The sequence below is a fragment of the Paraburkholderia sp. BR10936 genome, assembly GCF_040965735.1.
GTDB lineage: Bacteria > Pseudomonadota > Gammaproteobacteria > Burkholderiales > Burkholderiaceae > Paraburkholderia > Paraburkholderia nodosa_A.
Window position 1 is genome coordinate 21,345 of the sequence record NZ_JBFRCM010000040.1, and the last position, 8,222, is coordinate 29,566.

Consider the following 8,222-nt stretch of genomic DNA (forward strand, 5'->3'; position numbering starts at 1 on the left):
TCATAGGTTTCACATGTCAGGCTCTACACGAATCTGGTCGACGATCGACTACGAAAAGAACGGCAAGCAAGTCGATTGCTTGCGGCTGCCGATTTCCACCGACACGTCCGCGTATGGCTGGATTCCGATTCCGGTCGTCTGCGTGAAAAATGGCGACGGTCCGACTGCGGTACTGCTCGCGGGAACGCATGGCGACGAGTACGAAGGCCAGATCGGCCTTATGCGCATCGCGAGACAGTTAGTCCACGACAATCTGCACGGACGCGTGATCATTCTTCCGTCACTCAACTTTCCGGCGGTCAAGGCGGGGCGAAGGGTTTCACCCATTGACGGAGGCAACCTCAATCGCGTCTATCCCGGGCGCGCGCACGGTACCGCCACCGAAATGATCGCGCACTATGTCTGCGAAGTGCTTCTGCCGATGGCCGATCTCGTCGTTGATCTCCACTCGGGCGGCCGCTCGCTCGACTATATGCCGTGTGCACTCGTCCGTAGCGCAAATACGGAAGCGGAAATCGAACGCCTGCACGACCTGCTGCGTGTATTCGGCGTGCCGCTTGCGGAATTCACCGACGGCGCCGGTGGCGGCGGCAATACCACACTGCCTGCTGCAGCTGCCCAATTCGGGGTGCCGGTCATCACGGCGGAGCTGGGCGGAGGTACCACGCTTCGAGGCAACGGCTGTACGCTGGCCGAAGAGGGCTCGCTCAGACTTCTCAAGCATCTTGGCATCCTGTCGTCATGCGACGTGCCCGATCCCGCGCAAGTCACGTTGATGAGTTGCGAGAGCATGGACCTGTTCGTGTATGCCGAATACGACGGGTTGTTCGAGCCCATGGCGCAGCTCGGCGAGCGAGTCGAAGAAGGTCAGCTTGCCGGGCTCCTGCATTCGATCGACCGACCGCATGACCCGCCCGTCGAAATCTACTTCCGCCGTGCGGGACTGGTCGTTTGCAAGCGGCATCCGGCATTGGCGAGCCGCGGCGATTGTCTTTTCGGACTTTTGGAGGACGCGGCCACGTCATACCTCCCGGGAGCGAACTGATGAGCCGACTCAATCCCAACGTTTCCGGCATGAAGTGTATCCAGTGCGGGCTAGTACACGCGCTGGACGACTATTTCGAAGGTTGCCCGTCGTGCCAAAGGGCGGGCACACCGGCGAGCGTCGCACCGCATTACACCGCTTTTCCGGCGGACCTGAATACCGAAAACATCACGGACTGGCTGTCGTATCGCGGTGCTACGGGACTGGGAGAAGGCAACACGCCGCTATCGGCGCTGCCCCGGCTCGCCGTCGCACTGGGCATCGATGCATTGCATACAAAAAATGAATTCTGCAATCCAACCGGCTCCCACAAGGACAGGATGGGTGCAATCGTTGTCCAGCGAGCGATCGACGTCGGCGCGACGACCGTCGCGGTTGCATCGAGCGGCAATGCCGGGGTTTCGACGGCAGCCTATGCCGCCCGAGCCGGTATCGAATGTGTGGTCGTGACGACACCGGAAATCAGCCCGAACTGGCGCAGAGCAATCGAAATGCATGGCGCGCGAATCATCGCGACCAAAAATCCAGACGATCGCTGGGCCCTCATCGCCCAGCGTGTGCGGCAGGGCGAATGGTATCCGGTCACAAATTCGATCATGCCGCCCGTCGGGAGCAATCCGTTTGGCGTCGACGGTTATCGCGCAATCGCATTCGAACTCTACCTGCAATTTTCGGCGCGTCCGCCGACGGACATCATCGTTCCGACCGCACGCGGTGACGTGCTCTGGGGTATTGCGAAAGGCTACCGGGACCTTCGCGACTCGGGTCTGGTGCACTCCATTCCAAAGGTTCACGCTGTCGAACCATTCCCACGAATCAGTCTAGCGCAACAGGGGCATGGCATGGTTTGCAGCGACTATTCGGGGGACACGGTCATGGAGTCAATCGGAGGCGATACCGTTACTCGCCAGACTTTACTGGCGCTCGATTCGACTGACGGTGTGGGTGTCGCGGTCCGCGATGAACAGGTCATCGCAGACCAGCTTGTACTCGCGCGTGAGGGACTGTACCTCGAGCGCTCGAGTGTCGCCTCGCTCACGGGACTGCGCAGATTGATAGATCACGGGCAGATTGGACAGAACGCTCGCGTCGTCATGGTGGCCACTTCGCATGGCTACAAGGAGCAGCCCGAATTCGGCGATTCGCTATCCGCGATCAACGTTTCTCGCGAAGCATAATTCTAGACATAGAGGGCACGAATGATAAACGAAGAGGACTGCACTGCGTCGGCTGACGCGCAATCCGCGTCGTCACACCGGGACCATATCCTGTTTCCGAACAATCCAGTCCATGCACACGCCGGGCTGTTAGCGCGCTTTCTCACGGATCTCAGCTACGAGCGCATTCCCGAAGACGTCGTCCATAAGGCAAAACTGCTGACGCTGGACACGATCGGATGCATTGTTGCCGGAACGGACACGGTGCTCGGCCGCAAGATCCTGGCCAGCTACGGGAGCACCAAACAACAAGATGGCTGCACCGTTTTGGGAACCTCATTGCGTATGCCGCCATCGCTGGCTGGCAAGGTGAACGCGTGGTTGTCGGATGTTCTCGACTACGAGGACGTCGCGGTAGGCCATCCAAGTGCGACGGTCATACCTGCCGCGCTGGCGCTCAGCGAACATCTAAATACCCCACCAAAGCGGTTTCTCGCCGGTGTCGTCGCCGGTTATGAGGCAGGTCTCCGACTGCACGACGCCACGCAAGCCAGTCCCGAAGTGTATCTGCGATTCGCTGTATATCACGCATGGCACGGCCTGGCTGCCGGAGCCGCCGCCATGGTCGTCGCTGGCGGCTCGGAAGAGCAGTTCCGCTCTGCGCTAGGCCACGCCGCGGCCAATACCTGTCTGCCTCTGTGGTACGTCCAGTATGGACAGCCTGCGCATGCACTCAAGGCGAACTATGGCCAGATGGCCCTGGCGGGAATCGAGGCCGCACTCTGCGCACGTCACGACATCATCGGCCCCTTCGCGATGCTTAGTGACCCCCACAGAGGTTTCGCTAGCATCATTGGATCCGATCGATTCAATGCCAGCCTGCTTTCTGCTGATCTCGCCCACAATTGGCGAACGAGAGAATCGTCCTTTAAAGCATTTCCATGCTGCGCATTTCTCCATACGACCATCGAAGCAATTTCAAATCTGGCCGAACAGCACTCGATTGACCACAAAGATATACGCAGCATTCAGATTCGGACGATTTCAAGAATATCGGAATGGTTCTCCGACAGGCGACCGCCTTCCGATATCAATGCCCAATTGTCCGTCCAGTATGTATCTGCAATGGCGGCGCTCTCCCTCCAAGCGGGACGAGAATGGTATGAACCGTCCTTGATGGCAAGCGAGGACGTTCTTGAATTGATGGAAAAGATCGACGTCGAAGTCGATCCGGTCGCTGAGGAAGCATTCTGGAAGATCGATCAGCATATGTCGTCCGTGACCATCATGCTATCAGACGGTCGTTTGCTCGAGACGTCAGTGAAATGGCCACTGGGTCACTGGCGCCGTCCGTTCGAGGATGCAGACGTGGAAGAGAAGTTTCTGCGCAACCTCCGAGGAACCGCCTTGGTGTCGAAAGGCGCGGAAATCTTCGAACAAGGAATGGACATGGAAAACCATGGCTCGATGCGCGAGTTCATTGAGTTATTGCGCATTGCAGACTGATGATGATCGCGAAGCAGCGGCAGTAGGACCCTTGGCGTCCGACGTAACGATCCCGATCGGCCAGCTCGTGATCTTCAGTGCGAGATCGGCAAACTTGAGTGCGCTCGTGATGTTGCTATCCCGGTGTTCTCGTAGAGGCTCAGTCGCGACGCCCGCGTTACGACCCCGGGGGCCGTTATGCCGTTTGGGGTAAGCTCCCCAAGCCATGGATGCCGGTCGCTGCGCCATATCGCCCTATTTTCAGTTGGCGGTTACACCGAAATGATACCTAGTATATTTTGCGAGGCGCATGAGCTTCAAGGTGAGACCTGAACCGTCGTTGATGTCGGTGCGCCGATTGTTTAGCGCCTTCCCGACATCCGACAGTTCGCCACAGGACGCCTGGGCTGTTTCGATGTAAAGCGGTGCGCCGGATGCTGCCCGTTGTCCGCAAAACGTTCCGTAAATGCTTGGGATACTAGGCATCCATGGACGCCCGGGCTATAGTCCCGTTGGTCCCATCGACCTTTCGCGCCCGAGAGTCAACTTGATCAAGCCCCAATTACAACCCTCCCCGTCGCTGCATGAAACGGTACGCGAGGAACTCCGTCGACGCATCGCAGTCGGCACCTATTCTCCCGACGCCGCGATCCCGTCGACGGCCATGCTTAGTGAAGAATTCGGTGTTAGTTCGATTACGATAAAGCGTGCGCTACGCGACCTGCAAGCCGCAGGGACGCTCGTATCGATTCCCGGGAAAGGAACATACGTCAAACAACAAAAGCGGCTGTTGCATCAACTCGACGCGATGCAGCCGTCGTTTGACGATTCGAGCATACGTTCAGTATCGGTCACGAGAGAGAAAATATCCGATCCGACCTTGAGTACGATCGCCCTGCCCGACCACGTGATGCTCTGTGTCCGAAAAACGATCTGGATGGACGATGCGCCAGTCGTGTACGACACGACCTATCTTTCTCCGGATATCGGCGACGATATTGTGGACGAGTTCGGAGAGCGCTTCGTCGTCGACGCTCTGGCCAAGCACGCGATCCACGTCACCCGGACCTATCTGGTCATCGACGCGGCACCCGCCACCGCCGAAGTGGAAGAAATATTCGGCGTTCCCAATGGCTATCCCGTGCTGCGGCGGCTATATCGGATGATGACGAGCGAACCCGGAATTATCGTTTATGGCGTCCTCCAAGCGCCGTTTGACAGGCTCGCATGTACCGTGGACTTCCCTTGAATGCAGGCAGTCCTCTCGTCGGCCTAACTCAATTGCATCGGGGACTGCGGCGAGAAGCCTCCTTTACCCTGCCGCGACTCGATACATGCCCGCGCATACGCGAACGAAAGCAAAGCCTGCGCAACGGCACTGAGTCCCGGCAAGGGGTAGCGACAAGGTAAGCACTTATGCCCTGTAGCGCATAAGTGCTTATCGTGGTCAGGGGCCAATCAGCGGCTCTCAGAGACCAAGTTCTGATCGTCAAGACGGCCTCGGTTTGACGCTTACCTTACATTCGCTGCGGGCAATGGTTCAAAAAATCCATTTTGGACCAAAATCAACGGTGCGTACTCCAAATATTTTTACGTGGAGATGGGCTTCTAATTGCACGGCGAATCCATCTTTTACGCGTATGGTGATGGTGTAATTGCCACCGAGGCTTTCTGTTCCGATTTTTTCAGTACGAGTTAGCTGGCCGTCCGAGAATGTCAAAAGGGCCTCACCGATTGTAAATCCGAGAATTTTGCTTTTGACAGCAGCGGTGTACTTGCCATCCTCTGGATTTTGAATTTCTAGATGAATGCTCGCTATGGCTAAGGGGATGTCCAATTTATATGGAAAACGAATCGCGCCACGGACGGCTCGGATTTTGAATTCGTTAAGAATAGCCCCATCTTTTTCGAGCAGCTCATATGCTTCTTTGCAGGCCGCGTCAAATTCCTGCTCGGACAGGCCGCTATCTGTGCGTAGCTTGTCACGGTCGGCATCGTTGCGAAAACTTATGGTATCTACAACAGCTTCTGTTGACATAATGATCTCTCGTGCAAAATCATTGAATTGAATGGGCACGCACGACGCGATGGCCGGTAGCACTCCTTCGCTTCCGCCCCCCAGAACACGCGTATCCCCGATGAACTCCGTAGCAGTAAGAAAACCCATTTCTTATTGCTTAGCAAGCAAGATAGTCCCACCAAATGGCAAAGTCACTGATGCGAATCAAGGAAATGCTGTTTGTGGGGTTCGCCGCCTTGGCTGGCTCTGGTGCAAATAGGGCCGGCGAATGGGTTAGAGTTGTCGGAACAAAACGAACCGACGAGCCGAGATGAGCAAGCTGAAGAGTCCGGAGAGGTTGTTCGGCGGACGCCATTTTGATCGGGAGATCATCATTCTGTGCGTTCGCTGGTACCTGCCCGTGTCGCGATCGCGTTCGCGTCGGTGCCGTAATACGGTTCACGTCGAGCCAGGTGCGAACCGCCGCGTAATGCCGGAACAGCGTTGGGGAGGTCTCAGTGTCGTAGCCTAATTGCATGGTGTCGCCGATATCGGCGGCTGCCCGAACTTGTTCAACGACGCCGCCGGAATGGTATCGAGCGGAGGGAAATAGTGCAGTTGCTGAAAGACCTTCAGCAGCACCAGCAGGCCCAGTCGAGGTCGCTCGCCGCGCGTTGACCGGCGTGCCCATTCGAGCTCGTCGGGCAGTGGCGTGTAGCAGGTTTGCAGTTCCCGGGATGCCAGGACCTCGGGGAAGCGCGGGTACGCGGTGCGTTCGAGGGTAGCCATTGCGGATCGTCCGGATCGCAGAGGGCCGCTCAGATTAGCGCAAGAAAAATCAGAGGTTACTGCACAAATCCTAATAACCGGCGCAGTCTTTATAACTCCAAGGCTTATGATAGGAACTTATGCTTACCTTGTTGATACCCCGTTAACGGACATACCTCCTCTCTCTGCCAACGCTCTTTCGCCCGCTTGAATTCTGGCAAGATCAGCGTCCATTGCCTCCGACCCTAGCTGACGGGCGGCCCGGACGTCTCTTGCTGCGCGCTCAGCCGCCTGTCGGCTGGGGAAGCCTTTGGCGGCGGCCCGGGCGTCTCTTGCTGCGCGCTCAGCCGCCTGTCGGCTGGGGAAGCCTCTGGCGGCGGCCAGGGCGTCTCTTGCTGCGTGCTCAGCCGCCTGTCGGCTGGGGAAGCCCTTGGCGGCGGCCCGGGCGTCTTTTTCTGCCCGGTCAACCGCGCCGGTCGTCGTTACGCCTAGTTTTTGCGCTTTTTGATACATTGATTTTCGCCTTGCAACTCGGTCTAGGGCTTTCTTGTCGCCTTGCTTCAGTTCATCATCGGTGACGTCACATCCAACAAATGTGTCCGTATTGACGACACCGCCTGGCTTGTGGCTGCAATTGATAGGCTTGACGGTTGTGGCGCTCGAGCGGGAACGTTGCGAGGGGGGAGGATAGGGCGCGGCTGCCACCTGCCTGCCCTCGCGGCTGGAATTTGTCACTGTTGCTGGCGCTCTTGAGGAACTGGCAAGTGAGCTGGGTGGGAGCTGCCCAGACGCATCGGAATAGCGCGAGTCATACGTCGATCCGGTTGCGCGACTATCGATCCCGGAAGGCAATGGTGCGCCAGCGAAGTCTTGAGGGTTGCGGCGCGCAATCAACTCCCGCGTCAGATCGGCTTGAGAGTAGTGCGTCAGTGCGCTGGCTGCTGGACCACCGCTGCCTGCAGGGGCGCTTTGCGGCGGAGGAGCTGGATTGCGCAACTGATCTTGCAGTTCAGCAATCCGACGATCGATGCGGCCGTCCACGTTTGCAAGGTAGGACCTCTCGTCTTGCAACTGCGTGATCTGTTGATCAAGAGTAGGCGCTACGGTCGGTTGGTTTATTGAAGCGCGGGGAACATGTGATTGACCTGACTGCCCCCTGCCTCGTTGGGGCAGTCCACCCAGCACAGATGCTGCATTCTGATTCTGGCGGAATTGCCGGATGTCATCCGCCTGGTAGGGAATCCGGCCAGGGCGATGCCGGTTAACCTCGTTGGTGGTGGACTGCGCGTCATAACCTTGCTGAAGGTAATAGCTGGCCATATGCTGTGAATCAGGCGATAGTCGCATGGTTGCTCCGGTGAATGGGTCTGGTGTTCGATGACAATCCTTCGTGGCGCGTTGGCACAGGCGGCCAGCACGCGGTTGAAGAAGCGCTTTGCTGCGGCCTTATCGCGATGTTTCTGCAGCAGGATGTCGAGTTCGGCGACGTGCTGGTCGACTGCCCGCCAGAGCAGATAAGGCTCACCGCGCAACGTAACGAAGACTTCGTCCAGATGCCATGTGCGCCCAGGCTTGCGGCGGGCAACTTTGACGCGATGTGCGAGGCCCACGCCGAATTTGTCGCACCAGCGGCGGATCGTCGAACCTGTCCGCATTTTTGTGGGCGAGGCGGTTAAAAAAAACGCTACCCGCGCGCCCGCGTAAACCGCTCGCCAAACAGGATGGCAAACTGGTTCATCGCAGATTTCCAGTCATAGGCATGGCGCAC

Annotated in this window: 5 protein-coding genes and 2 pseudogenes; 4 read left to right on the forward strand and 3 right to left on the reverse strand. The window is 57.8% G+C overall.

Features of this window, described 5'->3' with window-relative positions:
* Window positions 1–13 precede the first annotated feature (13 nt).
* The 4 genes from AB4Y36_RS39495 (at window position 14) to AB4Y36_RS39510 (ending at window position 4,936) form a co-directional block, all read left to right on the forward strand.
* Window positions 14–1,045 carry a succinylglutamate desuccinylase/aspartoacylase family protein gene (locus AB4Y36_RS39495; RefSeq protein WP_368624657.1) on the forward strand — a complete coding sequence of 344 codons (1,032 nt, stop codon included), beginning with the start codon at window positions 14–16 and terminating at the stop codon, window positions 1,043–1,045.
* Window positions 1,045–2,223 (forward strand): pyridoxal-phosphate dependent enzyme, encoded by a 1,179-nt coding sequence (locus AB4Y36_RS39500; RefSeq protein WP_069268828.1) that lies wholly within the window; start codon window positions 1,045–1,047, stop codon window positions 2,221–2,223. The genes AB4Y36_RS39495 and AB4Y36_RS39500 overlap by 1 nt, the downstream gene beginning before the upstream one ends.
* Window positions 2,224–2,244: 21 nt before the next feature.
* Entirely contained in the window at window positions 2,245–3,708 is a 1,464-nt protein-coding gene (locus AB4Y36_RS39505; protein WP_069268829.1) for an MmgE/PrpD family protein, read from the forward strand.
* Window positions 3,709–4,234: 526 nt separating this feature from the next.
* Entirely contained in the window at window positions 4,235–4,936 is a 702-nt protein-coding gene (locus AB4Y36_RS39510) for a GntR family transcriptional regulator (RefSeq protein ID WP_342925243.1), read from the forward strand.
* A gap of 291 nt (window positions 4,937–5,227) precedes the next feature.
* Here AB4Y36_RS39510 and AB4Y36_RS39515 read toward each other — a convergent pair whose 3' ends face one another.
* From AB4Y36_RS39515 to AB4Y36_RS39525, 3 genes and pseudogenes are all read right to left on the reverse strand, one after another.
* Window positions 5,228–5,854: a hypothetical protein gene (locus AB4Y36_RS39515; RefSeq protein WP_069268831.1), complete on the reverse strand. Its 627-nt coding sequence runs from the start codon at window positions 5,852–5,854 to the stop codon at window positions 5,228–5,230.
* A 248-nt stretch (window positions 5,855–6,102) separates the two neighbouring features.
* Window positions 6,103–6,475 (reverse strand): annotated as a pseudogene (locus AB4Y36_RS39520) (DUF4158 domain-containing protein); the annotation flags it as partial.
* 1,352 nt (window positions 6,476–7,827) lie between these two features.
* Window positions 7,828–8,094: pseudogene (locus AB4Y36_RS39525) on the reverse strand (DDE-type integrase/transposase/recombinase); the annotation flags it as partial.
* Window positions 8,095–8,222: the final 128 nt, after the last annotated feature.

Bases quoted from the DNA above. Each gene is read 5' to 3' on its own strand.
- AB4Y36_RS39495 (WP_368624657.1), top strand. From the start codon at position 14: ATGTCAGGCTCTACACGAATCTGGTCGACGATCGACTACGAAAAGAAC.
- AB4Y36_RS39515 (WP_069268831.1), bottom strand. From the start codon at position 5,854: ATGGGTTTTCTTACTGCTACGGAGTTCATCGGGGATACGCGTGTTCTG.
- AB4Y36_RS39505 (WP_069268829.1), top strand. From the start codon at position 2,245: ATGATAAACGAAGAGGACTGCACTGCGTCGGCTGACGCGCAATCCGCG.
- AB4Y36_RS39500 (WP_069268828.1), top strand. From the start codon at position 1,045: ATGAGCCGACTCAATCCCAACGTTTCCGGCATGAAGTGTATCCAGTGC.